The following is a 19,295-nucleotide window of genomic DNA, read 5'->3' as shown; positions in this document are numbered from 1 at the left end:
GAGAAGCTCGACACCAAAGTCGATCCTGCCGGAATTCACCATTCGAACGAGGGCACGGTCGTACCTGCCAGGGTTCCTGATGCGGCTCTCGCCGCCATTCTGGCGAGGTCATGTTCGTAGAACTGAAGGACATACAGCACCGCAGTGGCGGCCTTGACCATGACTATGCCAAGCTCCTCGCTCGCTTTTGCCCATGCGCTTTTGTTGTTGGTGGAAGCCCCCGCAGGTATCGGCCGCTGGCGACGATATCCTCAGCTCGCAGGCCTCAAGGACCAATTCCGGTGAGAGGTGCCCTAACGCTTGTCCTTTTTAGAAGCCGAGAGCTATTGTTGATAGAAGTTATGCCGGAGCCCTGCGGACCTTCTTCTCACACCCGCATCAGCCAGTTCCGGATGCCGGAGACACTGCCAAACAGACCTGCAACACCCAGGGTACCGGCGATGAGATCAACCGTGATATGAACCAGCGGATCTTCGCTCGGCAGATTGTCTTGAAAAACATGCCAGAAGACATGGGCGCCCGCGATGAGCATGCCGAGCAGGGCCCCCAGGTAGGCCACATCACCGGTGCTCCAGCGTTTCTTTGACCAATCCTTCTTTCTCATGGCACTCCAACTGCAGTGTTCTTGTGCGCCGTAGCGAACCTGATTACGGCCCTGATTCAGGCTTCTGGAACTCGCGATGAGAACGGCTAGGCCAAGCGGGGCGACGTTGGCAGCCAGAATAGCGCAGCCCACGACCTCCAAGGCAGACAAAGAGGTGAGCAACACCGCCGCCACAGTTGTCAGGAGGGCAGCCATGAGGCTGATAACTGCGTAGGCAACCACGATCATAGCCAGTGTTTCTTGATTGGCAGAAGCAACCCGATCAGGACTAAACGGATGTGCTCAGGATTTATTCCCTGCTCATCCATAGCCAACTTGTCTTATTGGCGAACCTCGGCCTTGAGACTAGAGTGCCGCACTAGGACCTCAATCCGGTGATCTCTTGCGGGCCAAGGTCTGGCTTGAGCAGCCCTGTGCTGCGTTGCTGTCCAGAGGTCGCCGATGCGCTGCTACTTTCATCTGGTGAACAGTCACGAAGTCATCCCGGACGATACGGGGATCGAGGTCTCAGACCTTGAGACGATGCAGCTCTTCGCGCGGCAAGCCATTGAAGACATGCGCGGCGAGGTCATGGAGCTTGGCGAGTCCTGGCAGGGCTGGCGGCTTGAGGTGGTCTGTCCTGCGGGCTATGTTCTATTGTCTGTTCCCCTGGAGCCGACACTGAATTAGCCGCAGCAATGTTGAGGATTGCGGGCTGCTTTCGCGCGAGAGCAACCGGCGCAAAAGCACGCCCCAGCCGAAGGAAGGTTTGGGGATCTCCGGCCAGGGCGTCCGTGGCTATGCGGGGGACTACTACGCCACGTGATCGACGGTATGCCGGTTCGGCTGATCCACAACGGAGCAAACGGATAAGCCAAAGTTCCTAATGGCTTACACTCTGGAACGAAAGGTAGCCCGGAAACAGCATCGCCCTGGCCAGGAGTGGTTCCAGAAGGTCCCAGCCAAGGCGTGAGCGGAGGGGCGACTCCGCATTGGGTCGGGCTGATACGCAACGCGCCCGGTGACAGCATCCTGCCACAATCAGGTAAACGATCCGTGGTTGTCACACGAGGCAAAGAAAAAGCCGCTGTTCCAAGCGGCTTGAGGTGAGGTCCGGAGGAACCCAAAGGGAGCGACGATGACGAAGAACCGTCATGCAAGATAATAATACAGATCTGCTTGGGTTGGCAATATTCTTTCTTTAAGGCTGAAAGTTTTATATCAAAGTTGCAAGATTTGGCTTCGTTGGTCTAGCGGCTTCTGCACATCTTGTATCATGATGGCGCAATACCAATCCAAGTCCTGTTTGACCTTCAAGGAAAAGAAGCACCGAATGCCCTGCGCCGAGTCGATCCGGTGCAAAACGAGGTAATGCGGTCTTGTCGCCGATCCTTATGATACGAGTTGCATCGTGCGGCACATAATGGGAAAGACGCGGGACCATGCCGATTCTGTCAGCGTTTGCCTCCGCCTCCGTTGCCATCACCATTGCCGCCCCCGCCCTGGTCGCCTCCATTCCCGCCGCCGTTGCCATTGCCGCCACCGCCGCCTGCACCGGAGCCGCCGGAGCCACCACCAGGTCCGCCTCCGCCGTGATCGCCGCCTCTGCCTCCGCCCTGGTTGCCGCCACCGTTGCCATTGCCGTTATTGCCGCCGTCGCCTGAGCGATTGCCGGATGACCCGCCGTGGCCATCGCGCCCGCGAGCGTCTCCCAGCGAAGAATCCCGGCGGGACGAGCCGGATCCCGGATGCGTATCGCGCGGGGCGGGCCCGCGACCTCGTGCATCCGCCGGCGTGTTGCGCGAGTTTTCGCGATCCACCCCCTGGCTCAATCCGCGCGATGACGTTGGTTGTCCTTCGAGAGACACCCCCTCGATGCCGAGACGGCCCCTCCGATCGGTCACGACGGTCACTACCGCCGGCGCATAGGACCCGACCGGCAGGGTCGAGGCGGGGCGGCCCGTCACCTCGAGCCCCGAACCGAGCCGCAACCCGTTCCGTGTCCGCTCCACATAGGCCTCGATGGAGAACCGCCGGACATTCGCTCCCAGGAGATCCCGTTCCCGGGCCGTCCCGGTCACCTGGAGCGTGCCATTGGCATAGGATCCTTCGAGCACGACCCGATTGCCGACGAGGGCAGGATCCACCCCGGCGAGCTTCAATGTTCCGATCCCGAGGCTGCCATTGCGCGATCTTGTCACCTGGCCGGCAATCCGGTCCGATCCGCCCTCCCGCCGCTCGATCAGGCTTGCAACGATCGTGCCATCCGGCCGCCGCAGGCCGAACACCGCCACGCGGTCGCCGCGCTGCCAGTGGCCTGGGGTGCCCAGCGCCTGCGTGGCGACAGTCTGACCGAGCACCGTCAGGGTCTTCCTGCCTGTCGCCTCGATGGGGCCAACAACCTCGCTGGTCACATCGATCTGCCGCGTGGCCAGCACGCCGTTGCGGTTTTCGGCCACCACCCGCACCACCTGACCGATCTTCAGGTCGGAAACCGCGCGGGTCTGTCCGTCGATCCGCACCGGCACGTCGGGTGCGTAGTTCACATGCCGGCCGTTGACGATGATGCTGCCGAACCCGCGGATGCGGCCCATCATGCCCGTGCCGCCGATGCCCCGGTCACCGTCTGGATCGTCGGACACGACCCCGGTGCCGCCGATGCCGCGGTCCTGTCCGTTCTGGCCCCATGCAAGGGTCAATGAGGCGACAAGCAGAACCAGCGCCACCAGCCAGAGCGCATGGGTTCGTGCGAGCGAAGCGGCGTGATGCTTCACGGCTTGGCTCCCTTGTCTCTGGTGTCGGTGGATGTCGCTGCAGCGGATGGCGGCACGACCTCTTCGGAATAGACATAAACGCCGAAATTCCACCGCCACTGTCCCGGGGGAGCCTTGTCGCTGGCGGCATGGGCTTCACGGTTCAGCGTGTGGAGAGCCTCCATGGCCACGTCGCGGGAGCGCTGCTGCAACTGCTCGGCCAGTTCCTTGGTCAGCCCGTCGTAGTGGACCGCACGTTCCAGAAAGGGCGGTGACCCAGCTTCCACGTTCGCCACCGCGGCGGCGATGTGGTCGTGCAGGTTGCGCCCCAGATAGTAGAGCTGCTGGTCATCTCCACCGCGCGGCACGTAGGCCGCCTCGGCCAGCACGGCGCGATCCTTGTCGTCCAGCACCACCAGCTTGCGGTCGACCCACTCGTCGAGCACGGCGCGGGGGCGCACGTCGCGCGTGACCGAGGCGACGAGGCGCTCGAAGGAGGGGTGCGACGGCTCGGCCGTGCGGGGGAGAGGCAGGGGGCGTCCGTCGGGGCCGGTGAAGTCCGGGTCCGCGAGCCAGCGGGCCAGAATGCGGCTCGTCTGCGAGACGGTCGCTGGGACCGTGTTGACCGGGGCGCCGGCGCCTCGCAGCCGGCGGACTTCCTTGCGGTGGATGCCAGTCAGGAGGCTGACGCGGCTGTCCGTCTGCTCCTTGCCTTGAAGGGCGAAGTCATGCTCGGCGACGTTCACGTAAAGCTCTCGCAGCAGCTCCGCCAGCATGGGAAACGTGATCCCGCTCCGGATCAGGAGCCGCACGAGGGGGCGCAGCAGGCGCGCCAGGGGCGCATGCAGCTTGGCTGGTTCGAGGGAGCGGGGAGCATCGCCGGACATGGTGTCTAAATAGGCCGATCAGCCGTGGGAAGCAATCCCACATCAAGGTTGACGTGGGAAAATTTCTCACATACGTCTCAGGGTAAGGGGGCTCAAAGGCTTACTCATTTTGAAAGGAAACCTCATGACACGACGTCTTGCTTTGACTGTTTCGGCACTTGCCCTGGGACTCGCCGTCAGCCTGCAACCGCTGTCTCTCGACCTGACTTCGCTCAAGCTCGACAAATCACAAGCCCAGGCCAAAGGCGGCGATGGGGGAGGCAATGGCGGTGGTAACGGAGGCGGAAACGGCGGAGGCAATGGAGGCGGCAACGGCGGAGGGAACGGCGGCGGTGGCGGCAATGGCGGCGGTGGCGGCAACGGCGGTGGCAATAGCGGCGGAGGCGGCAACGGCGGCGGCAACTCCGGCGGCCATGGCGGCGGCTCCGGAGGAAAATCCGGCGGCGAGTCGCGCGGCGGTGGAGCCGAGAATTCCCGTGGCGGCGAGCGCAGCGGCCGCAGCTCCGGCCCGAGCGATGCCTCCGCAAAGGGGCAGGCCAGGGCCGAGCAGGCGCGCAGCACCCGCGATGCCAAGCGTGATGCCAGGGACGCCGGCACGACAGTCTCCTCCGACGCGAAGAGGGCAGCTTCCAGCGCCAAGACCATCGGCCTCGACACCGCCAAGCTCGGCCGCATGAACGCGGTGAATGCCTCGGCAACCGCCCGGCGGAATGCCGCACCGCACTCGACGGTCGGGTTGATCGCAACTTACGAGAAGGCGCTGACGCTCGGCACGGATACCGAGGACGAGATCACTGACGCGGAGATCACCGCGGCCGCCACGGCGCTGGCTGCACTGTCGAAGCAGGGCGTGCCGGAAGAGCCCGTCAAGGTGCTCAACGAGAGGCTCGGGCTCGAGATCGATCCGGAATCCGCGGTGTTCGGTCAGATCGTCAGCGAGGCCCGCGAGATCCAGGCCGCACAGCCGTAGGCGAGCTGACCGTCCTGCCGCTCAACGGCGGCAGGACACTTCCTGCGCAGGTGCATCGATCCGCTCCGGCAACGGCGTCATCTCGATGAGGTGTCACATGCAGAGATATATTCGCCAAGTCCAAGCCACTGAGAGGGTTCCCATGCACGATCCGCGGCAACCCCGTGTTCTCGTCGTCGAAGACGAAACCATGGTGTCGATGTTGCTTGAGGACATGGTGTGCGATCTCGGAGGGCATGTCGTCGGTCCGGCCGCCAAATTCGAGCAGGCCATGATGTTGGCGCTCAAGGCTGAGTTCGACCTTGCCGTTCTCGACGTCAATCTGGATGGCTTAGCGGTCTATCCGATTGCGGATGTCCTACGCCATCGCGGCATCCCATTCATCTTCACAACAGGGTACGATTCCAGCGTTCTTCCCCAACGTTACCAACACAACTACCTGCTTTCGAAGCCGTTCTCACAACAGACCTTTAGCGATGTCTTGCGAGGAGCACTTACTGAAGCGCCTGTCACGACGGCTGCATGCTAGGTTCTGAGGTGGCCAAACTCGAGCTAAGCCACCATGCTTCCTATAAAGTGAAAGCACGATCGGACCGTCGTGTGCATGTCAAAGGCAAAGTTTCTTGTCCTTAACGATAGTCTACTCGGCCGGGCGAGTTCAGTTAATCGGGAGTAGATCTCGCGCTTACCTCCGGAACGGACCGGCACAAGTCCGGCCCGTTCCGTTCGTTAGTAGTCGGCTTACTGGAAGTTGACGTTGCGCACGCGGCGGCGCTCGATGCTGCCGGTGGTGATGTCAGCGTCGACCTCAATGCGTCGGTCAATGCTGCCGGTCGTGATCTCTGTCTCAGGGCGAAGAACCGTGCGAGCGGTGCGCACCTGCTCCGGACGCACCACCGTCTCGTTGCTCACGACTGTACGAGGCCGGGTGACGGTCTGGTTCTGCACGATCGTGCGTCGCTGCATCATGGTGTCGTTCTCGACCACCGTGCGGGGCCGCATTACAGTCCGCCTCGCCGTGACGGTGCGGGGCCGCTCCACAATCTGGTACTCCGTCACCTGCCGCGGCCGCATCACCGTCTGAGTTTCCGTGATGGTGCGCGGACGCTCCACCGTCTGGGTCTCCGTAACAGTGCGAGGCCGCATCACGGTGCGGGTTTCGGTGATGGTGCGGGGTCGCTCCACCATCTGCGTCGTCTGCACGGTTTCAGGCCGGTAGACGATGTGGGGGCGCATCACGGTCTGCGTGGTCGTCACCGGAACCCGCTCGGTGATCGTGCGGTTCACGGCCACCTGTTCAGGCTGCATGACCGTGCGCGAGACGGGCACCTGATGGCGCTCGACAACAGTACGTGAGACCGGCACCTGCTGACGCTCCGTAACGGTGCGGCTCACAGTAACCTGCTCAGGTTGCATCACGGTCCGGGTGACCGGGATCTGCTCACGCTCGACCACGGTCTGGTTCACGGCCACCTGTTCGGGCTGCATCACGGTGCGCTGACGCTGCACGGTCACGGGTTGCTCGACCGTACGTGCAACGGGCACGTTCACCTGCTCCTGGACCGTGCGAGCCCTCTGGACGGTCTGCGGCCGCAGAACCGTCTGGGTGCTCTCGACAGTCTCAGGGCGATAGACCGTGCGGGCACGCTGGACCGTTTCGCGCTCGATCATAGCGCCCGACCCGGCTTCTGGGCCACAGGGTGGCAGCGCGGCACGCTCGGCTGGGGTGGCGTACGGACCGGCACAGGCTGACGTGCCGAACTGGGCCTGCGCCTCACCGGCGAAACCAACCGCACCAAGAGCCAAAGCAGTAGCGGATGCTAACAAGGTGTTCTTGAGCATTTCTTCTCTCCATGAGATCAGGAGGCTAGATTGTCTTTGGTGACCCCTTGAGAACCCCTATGACGGGACAGGGTTCCTAGAGCCAAGCTCCTCAAGGCCCGGCGGCGGCGAACACTCGTGTGCCCTGCTGATGCCTTTGGAGCGGCACCGGATCGGCCTTGAGGGGCTGAGAACCTGCCGGTCATCGCAAGGCGCAGACATGCGTTCGGGCGAGCCTGACCAGAGACTTTCCAACAATCCTGATGGCGATTGGATTGTCATGGGCAGGGGCATTCCCGGAGAGCGGTCTCGATCGATCCGCTCGATCATGGCCTGTTCGCTTCCAGGGTCACCCTTCGGCGGGATTGTGGCGGCTCATCAGTGCGTGCAAGTGCTCGACGAGGGCATCGGGGTATACCGGCTTGGCGATGAACACGGCCGATGGCGGCATATCCCCGGGGTTCGGGAAAGCTTTGCCCGAGATGACCAGCACGCCGACCTCCGGCCAGCCCTGCGCCACAAGGCGCGCGAACTCGAAACCATCGAGGGAGCCGGGCATGTCGACGTCCGTGAGGACGACGCCAACGTCCTTGCGCCGCCTGAGGGTCTCAAACGCCTCATCCGCATTCTCCGCTTCCAGCACCCAGAAGCCGGCTTCACGGAGGATGTCCACCTGAGTCAGCCGCACCAACGGCTCGTCCTCCACCAGGAGCACAACAGGCTGGTCAAGGATCGGGGCACGCGGCTTCACCTTCATAGGAGCAGCAACGGTTGTCGCCGAAACTCGGTTCCGTGAGTGCCCCATCGGCTTGGGTGCGCCCAGGGACGTTGCTTATGGTGAGCTGGGTTCGTCAGGAACGTTTGGCCTTCCCAATGAGCTGCTGGATCCGATCAACCACGTCGTGTGGCGGGTAAGATTTCTCCAGCAATTGGCCAGCCTCACAAAGGGTTGCCGCAATGTCCCGAGCGCTCGACCCCGGAGGTGAGGATGACCTGAACGCCGGGCTTGTTGGCCCGAACCCAGCGCGCCAATCCGAACCCGTCGATTTCCCCAGGCATCTGAACGTCGCTGAACACGACGTCGATCGGCACCCTGGACGATTGAAGCACTTCGAGAGCTTCGCCCGCATTGACAGCCTCGTAGACCTTGTAGCCGCACTCGCGCAGGTAATCGGCGATCACCAAGCGGACCAGAACCTCGTCCTCGACCACGAGGATTGTTGGCGCAGGAGTGTCGGATTGAGGTGTGAGGTTGGTCGATGCAGGGCACATGACGAGCCACTCGCCACGCTTGCGCTTTGTTCCAAAGCTTACAATGGGACATCATAACGTGGATGGGTCCGACCAGCTGAGGCTGTGGCTGACGAGACTGATCACGCGCGAGATCAGGTAGGGTTTGCGGATGAACAGGCCCAAGTCATCCAGGTCCGGGATGGCTGAGGCTTCTGACACCCCTGACGTGAGGATCATCCGGGTGGGCATGCCACGGGCGTGTACGTGACAGGCGACGTCCAGCCCGTCTTGCGCCCCCGGCAAGTGGATGTCGACGAGCAGGAGGTCGATGCGCATGCTGTCGAGCAGCGTGAGGGCATCATCGGCGGAACTCGCCTCCAGGACCTTGAACCCCATGGGCTCGCAGTTCGTCGCTGATGGCGGAGCGCGTCAGGACATTGCCTTCGACGACCAGAATGGTCAGGGGCGTCCGGCGTGGGAAAGCCGTGACCGATGCAGCATTCATGATGATCCCTTACGCAACCGGTTGGCCGGGTATCGGGCTGTAGCCCTGGGAGTTCTTACCCGAGCATGTAATGTGGTGCCCCTTGCGAGACTGAAACTCCTGAACCCTGCCGTCTCGGTCCGAAGGGCCTAGGTTTCCACGCGGGCGGAACCAAAGCGCGGCAATCACGCTCTACCTTGTCATTTTTGATCTGTTAGTCCTGTGTCCAATCCCTTTTCAGGTGTCGTCTTGCTGGTCGAGGACGAGCCGCTGGTGCGGCTGGTGACGGCTGACATTCTCATCGAAGCTGACTTCCGTGTCATCGAAGCGGCCAGCGCCGACGAGGCCCTCACCGTCATGAATGCTGGGGTTGAGGTGGACGTGTTGCTCTCGGATGTGGAGATGCCACCGGGGGTGAACGGCTATGCGCTGGCCCGCCAGGTTCACGAGCTCTGGCCCGGCACCGAAATCCTGATCACGTCGGGACGAGAATGGCCGCAGGCCGGCGACCTGCCGCCGGGAGCCGCGTTCCTGGCCAAGCCCTGTCCCAGCGACACCCTGGTGTCGTATGTGCAATCGGCCGTCGAACGTGCCCAAGCCGCCAGAGTCGCCAGGGCTGAGGCAGATTTTGCAGAGGGAACGGTGGTGCCCTTTCCCATAGCAATATGATGCGAGAAGGGTTGGCTCAGCCCCCACGCCGGCACCAGGTTACTAGCGGGCTGCACAAGAGAGGGGCTAGCGCTTGATGAGCTGGATCACCTTGCGGGTCTCGGGCTCGACGATGGCAATCTGGTCTCCCACGATGATGTAGCTGTACGTTGTCACGGTCGCGACGGTGGTCGCTGCATCCTGCGGCAATCCCATCACCTCCACCTCGTCCGGGATTGTCATCCCAACACGGAGCGGCTCACCCAGACTTGCTTTCGGCAAGTCGGGCGAACGCCGCACCTGCTCCTGAATCATCTTCTGCTTGTTCGGGGGAAGCAGGCGTGGTGCGCCGGTTTCAACTGCGGTTCCTTGGGTCGACTGGGACGAGGCCGGAGCAATCGAACCAAATGCGACCACCCCGGCGACAACGAGCGACACTGTCGATCTCATGATCGTCCTCCTCACCCCACTGGCCAGCTTAGCACGCCTGCATTGGTCCAGGGCCTCATCAGTCGCAAACCCGGATGCGGCGTACGGTGATTTCGCCCCATGGGTTCTCCCGTCGTTTGATGATCACGCGGCAATCGCTGCCCGGGCCCTGCCACCGACGAGCCGCGACCGGATGGCCCCAAGAGCGCCAACCTGGCACAGGGCGGTCATAGGCCCGCTCCTCCTCAACATAGCGTGCGCCACGATACGCCTGCTCCTCATGGAAGCGAGGCGGCAAGGGACGCTCCTGCGGCACCTCGAAAATCTGGCTGTGGCGGTGGGTTTCCACCTCTGCGTAAGGCTCGTCCCGGTAGTCGGCCGCCTGGACCGCCGTCCCAAAACAAAGACCGGCTAAAACTCCTGCGAGGATCACCGTTGGTGCCTTCATCAAACCCTCCTGACGGTCAGGCCTCATGCGAGCCGACTGTGGGACGCAGGATGATGGAAACGGCGTGACGCCTGTCGGAACGGGTCCTTCAGGTGTCGTTCAGGAACGGAAACGGCAGCCGACCTCTCACTGAGCCGCCAGGCACTGACACTCATGGAGCCTTCAGAACAGTGGTCGGGATCCGCCCGCAAATCCGGAACCTTCCTCGCAGCTTGGCGTTATGTGGGCTCAACCTGATCCGTCAGGCTGACATCAACAATGAAGAGCGGCTGTTCGAGTATCCGCCAAGAATCTGCAAGGGTATCTATGAGACCACTCCCCCGGACCTCGAAGCCAGAGGCTTCACAAGCCTTCACCATCATCCTGGAACGGCTTTACGCCATGGCGCGGCAGACGGACGCCTCGCTTGGCAGTCCCTCGGACCTCGAGGCAACGCTGATCGCACTGCCATCTGAGAACCGCAGCCAGGTCATGTTGGTGCTGGAGAGTGTCGAGAGCCGCGCCACAACCCGCGCCGATCAGGAACTTGCCGATGCGGCACGCTTGGTGCGGAATATTGCCGGTCGGGTTTGGAAGCATCAAGGGCTCGACACGTTGGCGCGAAAGATAGAGCCAAGAAGCTATGGCTTTCCGAATGGGTGAAGGCCAGTTCCGCTGACGCCCCGCCCTTCGCCGCAGCCCGGCATGCAGAAGACGGTTGCTCCATGCGTCGTGCTGCTGTGCCAAACAAACCGGTGCCGTTCGAAAGCTCCAACACGGTAGGATGGCGTGGAAGCGCCAGACCTGCCGATCACAGGGATTCGTCGGGAGAACACTCATCAACATCGAAGAAGCGGAGTGCACCGGGCAGCGGCTTGAACCGGAGCACGCGGGCGTGCCGCAACACGAAGCCATACGGGCCGGAGAACCAGGGTGAGGGATGCTCGGTCACGCAATCGGCGATCTCGACTTCGCCCACGATCCCTCCCCTAGCGAGGTCCTCTTTCCGTGGCAGGCCACCACCGCGGGCGATTGCCTGACACAACCAGTGCTCAGGATTCCGACACGCCTGCTGAAAGATGCTGTAGTCCTCCTGCCGCACGATGGCTGGAGCGTGGATCAGAACGCGCCCGCGCTGCTGGGTCGGCCAGTCTCGGTTCTCGATCTCCATGCCGGCGTGAAAGATCGCCCAGGCAAAGGGCTGGCGCACAGAAAGGGCAAGCGTCATGCGGGTCCATTCACCAGGTCCAAGGTATGCCAGGATTGACGCCCCACGGCCTATCCGGTTCCCGGTCCTGTCATGCTCCAGACAGAGCACCGCAGCTCCGCCCTTGCATTGATGCTCAGGCCGCGTAAGCCTCCAACTCTTCTGCAGGATGCCGCCGAACGAGTTGACCGATCACGCCCACCAGTTGGTGCGGTCGATAAGGCGTGCGCACGCAGGGAGCCCCGCTGACTTTCTCGGACTCCCTCAACCTGAATGGCATTCGTGACGTGTAGATCACCTTGAGATCGGGATCAGACACACGGGCGCTCTTGGCGAGGGACAAACCGTCATCAGCCTGACCAAGATCCGTATCAATGACCAAAACACTGATGCGTCGGTTCGTGCGCAGCAGATCCCGTGCCGCTTCCACGCTGCTGGCCGTGATGATCTCGAGACCATAGCCGGCGAGATGACTGGATGTCGTCATGCCCGTCAAACGATCCGGGGGAACAAGCAATACAAGCGGCTGTCGGCTCATGACGGAATACCTTGTACGGAGCGCGTGGAAACGCACCCTGAAATGGAAAGCTTGTTTGGAAATCAGGCACCTGAGAAAACTGCCACAGGGCCGGTTGAGGTCATCGTCGGACAACAGGGTTAACGAGACGTTAACAGGGACTGGGATCAGGCTGTGCCGAGATGAGTCATAACGAAGGCGATAGGTGCAATGGCAACCGGCTTACATCACATGCCGCCGAATGAGGCGGTTCTCTGACGGAGTGGAGTCGCCACTGTGAGATTGACCTGATTGCAGGTTTACGCCGGGCTATGCGTTCACGCGCAATCCTCGTCACGAGAGGAGCGATAGGCGCTCCGCCGTCATGACGCGGACCTGTTGAAGGAAGTGAGGGGCAGCAAATCTGTGATCGGGCCGCGTCGCAATCGTCTCAGCAACAGGCAAGAAAAAGCCGGGCCATGGGCCCGGCGAAGTTGAGGTTCGACATTTGGGTCAAAACCTTCCAGAGGGAACGGCCGATGCGGCAGCGCCGGGAGGAAGAAAGCGGTGCCGCGTTGATATCAGCCGCTGCTGATATCGTTGACTCGCCGTGTCTGAGCAAGCTGACGAGCTTCATGCAAGGGCTGCGCGCCAGACATGACGTCGAACTCACAAAAGCCATACATGGGATCTGTTGAGACCGGTCATCGTACCATTGTCATGACGCTACTAAAGGGTGGGTCTCTGTTTGGATGAGCGTTCTGCAGGAACACCCCCCAACATACATGCTTTCTGAGCGGCCCCGAACTGCGCTCACACCTGAGCAAGGCCGTCTGACCTGGATCTGCTGTGGCCTCAATCAACTTGCCAACGGTCCTCAATGACCTGGATTCGGATCTCGATAAGGTCAGCGAGAGCGCTGTCGGGGGTGAGAGCCCGAAGATCACAGGCGAGCTCTCTGAGTTCAGCGAGAGTCGCGCCTTCGGTCAGGGTCCGTTCGGCCATGCGTAATGCTTCTGAGAAATCCATGAGTGAACGCTCCTGTTTCAGAATCAGCCAGGAGGAAAGCGCCGGAATACGGCATCGATGAGCCAGCACTTGAACACTTCAGTGATGCTCTACTCCACGACAATTACCTCTCGCTCTGCTCGTTGAGGCATGAGCTGTGCAGCATCCGCTCCCCATGAGTGGACCAAAGCGCTGCCTGGATCACTGAGAATCCGGCCTCCACAACGGTGAGCTCTCACGATGGCTCATTGACACGATCATCTAAGCCGACCGTCCCATTCCTGGGGCAGAACACCTCGCGTCGATCAACTGATCTCGCGATTGCGCCGCAGGACGTCAGGTGCGACACATCTCGCGACTACCAAAGAGGGCGGACAGGATTAGCCGAGTGGATAGAACTCGCGTTTACGAGAAGGAGCCTCACGGCGGACAGGCTGCCTCACCGAGCGGCGGTTGTCCTTGTAGCTCGAGTAATATGATTTCCGGTTGCTGCGGTACGCACGGGTGCGGCGCTGGTCCGTGCTCGCACCGATCACACCGCCAATCACCCCGCCGACGGCCGCGCCGATTGGACCACCAACAACTGCCCCTGCCACCGCACCGATCCCGACGCCGACAGCTGTGCGATTCTGGGCCGAGGCGAGAGACGGGAACATCGTGAGCGCGGCCAATGAAGCCAATGTGATGACGGTCTTGTGCATGGAGGACCCCCTTGTTGATTGCCCGGGCTAACTCAGCGCCAGGGGCATGGTTCCAGCACACACGAACGTCAAACCGATGGCGATCAAACCGGATGGTGGTGCTTACGACGATGCTCGATGATCAAGCCTGCCTCTTCGTACAGCTGCCGTTAAGGAACCCCACTTTAAAACTTCGGCCATCATGATGAACCATAATGACTGATGCTGTTCTGGAGCACTCTTCTCACACTCCTGATCTCCGGGCTGATCCTCGGACCATTTGCCAGCAGCGCACCCGAGTGGGCCGGCCAAACGGCGATCTTCGCAGCGGTCGTGGCCGTTTTCGTTCTCTCTGCCTTGCCGAAACGTCAGGGTCTCAAGCGGACAAGCCCAGCGGCTAGCACGATCGGCTTCTGTATGGCGCTTGCGGGCCGGCTCACGATGTGAGCCCGGCGCCCCCCGGACAGCCAACTTCAATGGGTTTGATCTCTGCATTACAACCGACGCCGAACACATTCCCGATCATACGAGCCACGAAGCTACTAGCGGCCGAGGATCAGGCCTGCTCAGCCCGCCTGGAGGTGTGGCGAAGGCGCCGCTGAGGCGAGTAGCAATGTCGCCCCAGAAGGAGAAAGGCGGCAGGACCACCCACGTCATCCGATCCGGCAGCATCGTTCCAAGTGGAGAGATGCGCGAGCCGGCACTTTCAGCGCGGAGCCAAAGAATGCCGGCAGGCTGAAGTGAGGCTGCTTAGCTGGCCTGGGCTTGAACGGTTCCGCGCTCGGCCGTCCACCGGCCGGTGCATCCAAGCATGGCCAGACGCCATGTCCCGGAGCCGGAACTGGCCCGCAGGCGGCCCGACGCTTGCGCCTGCGCGATGCTGCGCTGAACGCTAAGCGTCACGCTGCCGTCGCGCCCCACGCCGCCGGACACACTCGCGCCCGCAGCCGAGATCGGACGCACGCGGCCATCCTCGACGGCGATGGTGTAGTGGTAGCTCGCATCACAGCTCCCTGCCTCCGTGACCAGGCGGACACTCCAGGTGCCATCGTAGGAGGCCGGCTTTGCCGGGGCTGCGGCCGCTTGGCCAACGAAAGCCGCGCCTGCGCTCAAGACGAGCGCGGTGACAAACTTCTTCTTCATTGTGGGTCTCTGCTCCCAAATCCAGCCAGCGATGGTGTCTGCCCATCGGTCCGGCCGCGTTTTCCCGAGATGGTCTGACAATCTCACACAGGCTGCGCAATCCTGAGCCAGCCGAAGGATGGAGTTCTGTCGTTTCTGAAGTCAGGTTCGGCCCGGCTGTACTTGTTGCTTCGTGCTTGCCCGGGCGGCTCACCCTAGGTGGGGCCGGGATCCGGCGGCCGCAAGAGCAAGCATCCGGAAAGGCCCACACATTTTCGGGCATCATTAAGAGTCTGAAGTCGTCGACGGGTGATCGTGTTTTCATCACACATCGATAGGCTGCGAGGTGAACGGATGTGCTTTCAACGGGGATCACCCGGACAACCAGCGCCCCGGGATCGAGATCAACGCACGGCGGCTTTTAAGCCGCCTCGAGGGAGACCCGGCAAAATGCTCCCGAGGCCCATCCTGGCTCGCCGAGGTCGGCAGATGGTGAGGCCTACCGTCGCCGCACTGCGCGCCGGCGGTTGTCGCCCTGAACCTCGTCCACAGCGCCGCCAGGCGCTCCCGCCACAGCTCCGGCGCCCGCACCGACGACCGCCCCAACGGGGCCACCGACCACTGCGCCGGCTGTGGCTCCAACGGCCGTGCTTGTTGTTTGCTGCCGGGTAGAACAGGCTCCGGCAAGGAGACACAAGATCGTGACGTATGCGAGTTTTTGCATGAGGTCCCTCCACATGGTCCGACCGCGACCTTCCAAGAGAACTTCAGAGTGGCTCCAAAGTTCGCGGGGCAGGCCGGGTGAGGGAACTCACGGTATTGCTGGGCCCTACCAGATTCGGCATGTGCTACTGGCCGCTTCAACAGACGCTTAAGGTTTCTTGCCTCGTGCGGCAGGGGAGCTCGTGCGTCTGGGTTCAACAAGCACAGTGGTATCAGTTGTCGTCTCGTCCTGGTGCCCCTGGAAGGGCATGGCGGCCCATATCTTCGCAGCTTTGATCTGGAAAAAGTCGGCAGCCGCCCGAACGGCTGGATCCGGCGAGAATGCCTTCAAACTTTGAAGCATCAGCACCAGACGACGACGGAGAACCCACGGAAGCGCAGCCAATGTGTCGTCCACGCTCAGGCGCGCGTGCCCTTCGATCCCGGCCTGATCGGCTATCTCTTCGATCCGGCTCTGGACGGCGCTCAGAGCCGCAGGGGTCAAATCATCGGTCATTGAAACAACGCACGCCTATACTGCAACTTGCCCCGGCAACGGCTCGCAAAGGGCTTTCGTTCCCCATCCACGCCAGATGCGGCAAGTCGTCCAAAGGGAAAACGGCAAATCCGATACGGCTGTTGTGAAAATCTGCTCCAATGGAGGAATATTCACCCGGCAGGCCCAGTTGAAAATGCTGGCGTTTTCTTAGGCTGAGCCGCCGTTATCCAACAGTTAACTGTACTTTCGAGATGGTTGCCTCGATCAATTCAGAGCTGCGTTATGCGACATGACCGAAGCGAACAGGCCCCTTGTTCCCGATCACTCTACGCGACGTGTTCCCAACTTGGCGTAAGCGCGCCCGCACTGGAACGCAGAGCTTCATCCAGATCGCAGGGGTTCGCTCCACATCTCACATAGAGATCGGTATGCAGTCTCGTTAATGGTCGCGGCGCAAGATGAGATTGCAATGAGTCCGTCTGCCGAAGCTCATGTCTCCGGTTATCAAGCGAGCTGCCTTGAGGCGCTGGCCTACCCCTTACGCTTCCTGATCAACGGGCGCCAGAGCGCCCGTTGACCGTAGCGGCAACCTCAGGCTCCGGCAGTGCATCGCGCAGCCAGGGATCCGCTGCAGCTCTCCCTTGCTCACGCAGAAGGATGAGGAGGTCCCAATCGGTGTTCTTGATGCTGTGATGGCTGAGATCGCCGACATAAGTGTCTGCCGAAAGATGGTGCGGCTTTAGGCGTCGCAGCTTGCGTCCAAGCGCTGTCGCTTGAACATCGGCTTGGCCACAGAACTCCGTCATTGTGAACAATGCCTCAAAGTCCTTCTGCAAGGATCCATTGAAGGTGATCTAATTCAGTCTCTGGTCAGATGCCTCGTGATTGGCCGCCACAGGCGTGAACGAGTTCAGAACGAGCAAGGCCTGTGGGATAGCTCAACACGTCAGGAAAAGCCAAGCGGGGCCCTGGCTGACAAAGCAGCCAGGGCCCCGCTTGGACGAGCAAGCTTGGTGGATGCTCCCCCTCCCAGCGGCTCAGGCTATCGCGGCAGCCGTCCGGTGGAAATCAAGAAGCTTACCGCCGCCCGCCGCCATTGCCGTTGCCATTCCCGCCACCGTTGCCACTGTTACCGCCTCCATGGCCGCCACCGCTGTTTCCATTGCTGTTGCCTCCCCGATCACCTGTATCGCCGCGGCCCTGTGAACCACCGCCGAAGTCACCGCCATTGGGGCTCTCGCCGGCACCTCCTACGCTGCTGTCATTGCCGGGATTGCCGGCTCCGCCCTGGTTTCCACCACCGCCGCGACCACCATTGTTGCCGCCCCTGTCGCCGGCATCGCTGCGGCCGTGGGAGCCGCCACCGAAGCCGCCGCCATTCGGGCTCTCGCCAGCATTGCCAGCGCCCTTGTCGTTGCCCGGATTGCCACGGCTGCTGCTGTCAGCGCCTCCACCGAAGGTCCCACCACCTGCGAACGATCCGCCATTATCGGCTCGGCCTGATCCGGAGCCTGCTGCAACGGAAGAGGCCCCTGCGGCCCTCGCAGATGCCGCAGGGCCTGTCGAGCCGGAAGCGAACCAACCACCAGCACCCGGCGCCCTGGCAGGAGCCACGGACCCTGCTGACGCCCGCCCGAGAGCCCCTGTCGTCATGTCATCCCGGTCGACCCGATTGAGACGGTGCCGAGCCTGGGGAAGGATGGCACAGCGGCAGACCTCGTGGCCTCTCACAATGCGAAGGCGGCAGTTGCCGTACATGGAAGGGTTGGCGACGGCGGGCTGGCACTGCTGACCCGGTCGGATTGCTTGAGCGTGAGATGAGGTTGAGAGGGCGACAAACAGGGCAACGCCGGACAAAGCAAGAGCGTGCGAACGCTTCATAGTTCACCTTCAGTAAGCAGTAACAATGAGAGCTGACTGCAGGACAGCAGCCAAGCTGCCTAGACTACGCCCAGTGAAGAACATGGTTCCGGCGCAAATGCAGGTAATTTTTGACGTCTTGAGCAACAAACTAGTCGGGCATTAACTCTATATACATAATCATCTGCTTTTCTATAGTTAATTAAACATTAATTGCTCTGCTTCTTCAGAAGTGCTTTGTATTGAGAATTGGTCCGTAGTCACAGATTTGCCTATAGCGGCGCAAAGACAGGAGCTCCGCTGGGATGAGCAATCATCAACCCCAAACAAGCATTTCTGGACAGCATCGTTTGCAGAGTCGGTTTCAGATGAGAGTTGAGACCCAGAGCACCAGCTCGGTTGCAGCCTTGCCGAAGGCCTCATCGAGACCCACCGCCGCCGCTGCTGCGTCAGTAGCCCTGACGGGAACGCCTTCCTGCAGAATTCGCGCACCAACAATTCGGCCATCCCCGCCCAGGATTTTGGCCGTGAACTCCACCTCTGCCCTAGGTTCCGGCGTCAGGCTCACCTGAAAGCTGCGGATGTCGATCACAAGCTGATAGTCGGCTGCCAGGCCGTCGATCGGCCGCGCAACAGTCTGCACATAGTCGGCGTTCTCGAAGCTCTGGATGATTTTGGCCTGCAGGAGCTTCGGCAGGCTGTCGCTCCATTGCGCGTCCAGCGCCACGCTCTCCCCCGCTCGTGGCCGTATAAGGATCTTCTGCGTGTCGAACAGGACGAGGGCCGTCGGTTCGGGTATCACCAGCTGTCCGCCCATGGTCTTGTCGTGCGGGGGAAACTCCCGAGGCGCCGTCAAGTCGTAGGTCGGCGCCGGGGCTTTTGCAGGGCCTCCACCACCGAGACGTTCAAGCGCCTCCAGGATCCCGTCCAGACGATCGGAGTTGCGCGCCAAGGCTCCCGAGAAGGTGCTGAGATTGGAGATGGTGTCGCGCAGCGGCTCGGCAGTCTCCGCCATGAGGCGGTCGAACCGCTGCAACGCCTCGCGTGCCGCCTGGCTCAGGTCCTGGGTCGCGGCCAGGTCCGCCACGAGTATGGCCGTACCGTCGCCAGAACTCAGTGGCGGCGACGCTGCCGTCCCGCCTTCGAGTGTCAGCGATGGTGCGCCCATGAGGCCCTGGGCTTCGACGCCGACCCGGGTATCGGCCCTGACCGGGGTCCCCTGATCCAGAGCGATTGTTGCCATGACCTGGCGGGGATCGTTCCTATCAAGTTCCAGTTCAGTCACCACGCCGGCCGGGATGCCATTGAACAGGACCGTCGAGCCGGGCTGCAATCCAGTGACTGGGCTCTCAAAGCGGACGCGATAAACCGCACGCTCGCCGAAGCCGCCTGCGCTGCGGAGCCAGTACGCGAACGCAAAGGCAGCGAGGACCACACCCAGTGTAAACAGCCCAATCAACGCATACCGCGCCCGCGTCTCCATGGT

General features: G+C 61.9%; 25 protein-coding genes. 5 read left to right on the top strand and 20 right to left on the bottom strand.

Going from position 1 to position 19,295, the window contains the following annotated elements; genetic code table 11:
- Nucleotides 1-35 precede the first annotated feature (35 nt).
- Complete coding sequence (locus tag JQC81_RS33870; RefSeq protein WP_281400283.1) at nt 36-161, bottom strand: hypothetical protein; 126 nt, start codon at nt 159-161, stop codon at nt 36-38.
- Nucleotides 162-367: 206 nt separating this feature from the next.
- Nucleotides 368-832 (bottom strand): hypothetical protein, encoded by a 465-nt coding sequence (locus JQC81_RS14845; RefSeq protein ID WP_203272579.1) that lies wholly within the window; start codon nt 830-832, stop codon nt 368-370.
- A gap of 213 nt (nt 833-1,045) precedes the next feature.
- Here JQC81_RS14845 and JQC81_RS14840 point away from each other — a divergent pair, with 213 nt between their 5' ends.
- A complete protein-coding gene (locus JQC81_RS14840; protein WP_203272578.1) occupies nt 1,046-1,273 on the top strand; it encodes a DUF6894 family protein in 228 nt (75 codons plus the stop codon).
- Between the two features lie 764 nt (nt 1,274-2,037).
- Here JQC81_RS14840 and JQC81_RS14835 read toward each other — a convergent pair.
- Nucleotides 2,038-3,357, bottom strand: a complete 1,320-nt coding sequence (locus JQC81_RS14835) for a DUF5666 domain-containing protein (protein WP_312887520.1) — start codon at nt 3,355-3,357, stop codon at nt 2,038-2,040.
- A complete protein-coding gene (locus JQC81_RS14830) occupies nt 3,354-4,223 on the bottom strand; it encodes a DUF6502 family protein (protein ID WP_203272577.1) in 870 nt (289 codons plus the stop codon). Before JQC81_RS14830 ends, JQC81_RS14835 begins: the two co-directional genes overlap by 4 nt.
- A gap of 124 nt (nt 4,224-4,347) precedes the next feature.
- Between JQC81_RS14830 and JQC81_RS14825 the strand changes: the two genes are divergently transcribed.
- Nucleotides 4,348-5,193: a hypothetical protein gene (locus JQC81_RS14825; RefSeq protein ID WP_203272576.1), complete on the top strand. Its 846-nt coding sequence runs from the start codon at nt 4,348-4,350 to the stop codon at nt 5,191-5,193.
- A 142-nt stretch (nt 5,194-5,335) separates the two neighbouring features.
- The gene (locus JQC81_RS14820) at nt 5,336-5,722 is read left to right on the top strand and encodes a response regulator (protein ID WP_203272575.1); all 387 of its coding nucleotides are present in this window, start codon (nt 5,336-5,338) and stop codon (nt 5,720-5,722) included.
- Nucleotides 5,723-5,934: 212 nt separating this feature from the next.
- Here JQC81_RS14820 and JQC81_RS14815 read toward each other — a convergent pair whose 3' ends face one another.
- From JQC81_RS14815 to JQC81_RS33135, 5 genes are all read right to left on the bottom strand, one after another.
- Nucleotides 5,935-7,035 carry a hypothetical protein gene (locus JQC81_RS14815; RefSeq protein ID WP_203272574.1) on the bottom strand — a complete coding sequence of 367 codons (1,101 nt, stop codon included), beginning with the start codon at nt 7,033-7,035 and terminating at the stop codon, nt 5,935-5,937.
- A 328-nt stretch (nt 7,036-7,363) separates the two neighbouring features.
- A complete protein-coding gene (locus tag JQC81_RS14810; RefSeq protein ID WP_203272573.1) occupies nt 7,364-7,771 on the bottom strand; it encodes a response regulator in 408 nt (135 codons plus the stop codon).
- Nucleotides 7,772-7,953: 182 nt separating this feature from the next.
- Nucleotides 7,954-8,286: a response regulator gene (locus tag JQC81_RS14805; protein ID WP_246520430.1), complete on the bottom strand. Its 333-nt coding sequence runs from the start codon at nt 8,284-8,286 to the stop codon at nt 7,954-7,956.
- Between the two features lie 51 nt (nt 8,287-8,337).
- A complete protein-coding gene (locus JQC81_RS14800; protein WP_246520429.1) occupies nt 8,338-8,643 on the bottom strand; it encodes a response regulator in 306 nt (101 codons plus the stop codon).
- Nucleotides 8,606-8,752, bottom strand: a complete 147-nt coding sequence (locus tag JQC81_RS33135) for a hypothetical protein (RefSeq protein ID WP_246520428.1) — start codon at nt 8,750-8,752, stop codon at nt 8,606-8,608. The genes JQC81_RS14800 and JQC81_RS33135 overlap by 38 nt, the downstream gene beginning before the upstream one ends.
- Before the next feature lie 201 nt (nt 8,753-8,953).
- Here JQC81_RS33135 and JQC81_RS14795 point away from each other — a divergent pair, with 201 nt between their 5' ends.
- Nucleotides 8,954-9,400 (top strand): response regulator, encoded by a 447-nt coding sequence (locus tag JQC81_RS14795; RefSeq protein WP_203272572.1) that lies wholly within the window; start codon nt 8,954-8,956, stop codon nt 9,398-9,400.
- 66 nt (nt 9,401-9,466) lie between these two features.
- Here JQC81_RS14795 and JQC81_RS14790 read toward each other — a convergent pair whose 3' ends face one another.
- Complete coding sequence (locus tag JQC81_RS14790; protein ID WP_203272571.1) at nt 9,467-9,829, bottom strand: DUF1236 domain-containing protein; 363 nt, start codon at nt 9,827-9,829, stop codon at nt 9,467-9,469.
- Between the two features lie 58 nt (nt 9,830-9,887).
- Entirely contained in the window at nt 9,888-10,256 is a 369-nt protein-coding gene (locus JQC81_RS14785) for a hypothetical protein (protein WP_203272570.1), read from the bottom strand.
- 306 nt (nt 10,257-10,562) lie between these two features.
- Between JQC81_RS14785 and JQC81_RS14780 the strand changes: the two genes are divergently transcribed.
- Nucleotides 10,563-10,898 carry a hypothetical protein gene (locus JQC81_RS14780; RefSeq protein WP_203272569.1) on the top strand — a complete coding sequence of 112 codons (336 nt, stop codon included), beginning with the start codon at nt 10,563-10,565 and terminating at the stop codon, nt 10,896-10,898.
- Between the two features lie 148 nt (nt 10,899-11,046).
- On the opposite strand, the gene JQC81_RS14775 is transcribed toward JQC81_RS14780, so the two are convergent.
- The 9 genes from JQC81_RS14775 to JQC81_RS14735 form a co-directional block, all read right to left on the bottom strand.
- Nucleotides 11,047-11,463, bottom strand: a complete 417-nt coding sequence (locus JQC81_RS14775; protein ID WP_203272568.1) for an ASCH domain-containing protein — start codon at nt 11,461-11,463, stop codon at nt 11,047-11,049.
- Nucleotides 11,464-11,578: 115 nt separating this feature from the next.
- Nucleotides 11,579-11,929 carry a DNA-binding transcriptional response regulator gene (locus JQC81_RS14770; protein ID WP_203272567.1) on the bottom strand — a complete coding sequence of 117 codons (351 nt, stop codon included), beginning with the start codon at nt 11,927-11,929 and terminating at the stop codon, nt 11,579-11,581.
- Between the two features lie 864 nt (nt 11,930-12,793).
- Nucleotides 12,794-12,967, bottom strand: coding sequence for a hypothetical protein (locus JQC81_RS14765; RefSeq protein WP_203272566.1), 174 nt, complete (start codon nt 12,965-12,967; stop codon nt 12,794-12,796).
- Between the two features lie 359 nt (nt 12,968-13,326).
- Nucleotides 13,327-13,647, bottom strand: coding sequence for a YMGG-like glycine zipper-containing protein (locus JQC81_RS14760; protein ID WP_203272565.1), 321 nt, complete (start codon nt 13,645-13,647; stop codon nt 13,327-13,329).
- Between the two features lie 729 nt (nt 13,648-14,376).
- Nucleotides 14,377-14,769: a hypothetical protein gene (locus tag JQC81_RS14755; RefSeq protein ID WP_246520427.1), complete on the bottom strand. Its 393-nt coding sequence runs from the start codon at nt 14,767-14,769 to the stop codon at nt 14,377-14,379.
- Between the two features lie 478 nt (nt 14,770-15,247).
- Entirely contained in the window at nt 15,248-15,472 is a 225-nt protein-coding gene (locus JQC81_RS14750; protein ID WP_203272564.1) for a YMGG-like glycine zipper-containing protein, read from the bottom strand.
- A gap of 147 nt (nt 15,473-15,619) precedes the next feature.
- On the bottom strand, nt 15,620-15,967 hold the full coding sequence (locus JQC81_RS14745; RefSeq protein ID WP_203272563.1) for a hypothetical protein: 348 nt from the start codon (nt 15,965-15,967) through the stop codon (nt 15,620-15,622).
- A 1,059-nt stretch (nt 15,968-17,026) separates the two neighbouring features.
- Nucleotides 17,027-17,830 carry a hypothetical protein gene (locus JQC81_RS14740; protein ID WP_203272562.1) on the bottom strand — a complete coding sequence of 268 codons (804 nt, stop codon included), beginning with the start codon at nt 17,828-17,830 and terminating at the stop codon, nt 17,027-17,029.
- A 343-nt stretch (nt 17,831-18,173) separates the two neighbouring features.
- Nucleotides 18,174-19,292, bottom strand: a complete 1,119-nt coding sequence (locus tag JQC81_RS14735) for an ABC-type transport auxiliary lipoprotein family protein (RefSeq protein WP_203272561.1) — start codon at nt 19,290-19,292, stop codon at nt 18,174-18,176.
- Between the last annotated feature and the right edge of the window lie 3 nt (nt 19,293-19,295).

The sequence above is a fragment of the Microvirga arabica genome (genome assembly GCF_016811235.1).
GTDB lineage: Bacteria > Pseudomonadota > Alphaproteobacteria > Rhizobiales > Beijerinckiaceae > Microvirga > Microvirga arabica.
The sequence above is the reverse complement of the archived record's forward strand: the minus strand, read 5'-3'. Positions and strand labels throughout refer to the sequence as shown.